This window comes from Alcanivorax sp. HI0044, assembly GCF_001634945.1.
On the sequence record NZ_LWEZ01000388.1, the window covers coordinates 1 to 1,053 of the forward strand.

General features: G+C 60.7%; 2 pseudogenes. One reads left to right on the top strand and one right to left on the bottom strand.

The window, feature by feature from the left end:
* Window positions 1–473, top strand: a pseudogene (locus A3730_RS31055) (oxidoreductase); the annotation flags it as partial.
* Between the two features lie 134 nt (window positions 474–607).
* Here A3730_RS31055 and A3730_RS04705 read toward each other — a convergent pair.
* Window positions 608–1,053: pseudogene (locus tag A3730_RS04705) on the bottom strand (SAM-dependent methyltransferase); the annotation flags it as partial.

A 1,053-nucleotide genomic window follows, 5' to 3' on the forward strand; every position in this document is an offset into this window, starting at 1 on the left:
CGCTGGTCACCTGTGGGCCGGAGGCCGACGTGGGCGGGCGGCATCAGGGGCCGCTGCCGGGCGATCGGCTGCCGGATGCGGCGCTGAAATCCGTGCGCACCGGGCATCTGCATCAGTTGCACGGTTTGTTGCGCAAACCGGTACATCATTTGTTGCTGCAGGTGAGCGAATCCCCCGAGCATAACGAGCGGCTGGTGATGTATGCCTTGAGTGATCGTTTGGGGCAGGAATACCGTGAGCGCGTGCACCTGACCGTGATTGCGGCGCGGGCCACCGCAGATGAAGATGTGCCCCGTGAAGGTACCACCCGTATCTGGCGTGACCATGAAGGGGAGTTTGCCAGCGCATTCGGCGATCAGGGCCGGCTCTGGTTGATGCGCCCGGATGGGCATCTGGCTTACCGGGCGCCGGTGAGCAATGCGGATGACTTGCTGTCGTATCTGGAGCGAGTGCTTGGGAAAAGAGAGGGGTGATGGGAGGGCTGTGCGACATGTTGTCGGGTTACGCCTTTCAGGCTAATTCGACCTACGAAACCCTTTCCAGGTAGGTCGAATTAGGCGTAGCCGTAATCCGACACGAACCCGACATCACGTTTGATAAACGCAATCTACGCCACCCTTCGCCAGCGTTGAATCACAAAATGTCCGTTCATGGGCTGGCCGGCCAGGGCGCCAATGCCGGCTTTCGCATCCGGCCGTGCCCGCCAGTGATGGGGGGTCATGGCCAGCAGGTTACGGAGCTCTTCTTCTGAGTCCGGAACCCATTGGCAATGCAGGGTCTCGCTGGAGATCAGCTCGAAGCGATCATCCAGAAACTTGCCCGCATCAAAACTGCTTTGCCGCACATCGTCGTACAGGGCTTCGCGCAACGGCAGCAGGTGCGTTTCCCCGGTACCGACAACAATCAACTCCCCACCGGGTTGCAGCACCCGGGCGATATCGTCCACGAACAGGCGGGTGAACAACACAAATACGGTTTGCTGGCTGGCATCAAACAGCGGTAGCCGGGCGCCGCTGGCCACCAACCAGGTGATGCGCTTGTTACGCTTGGCAG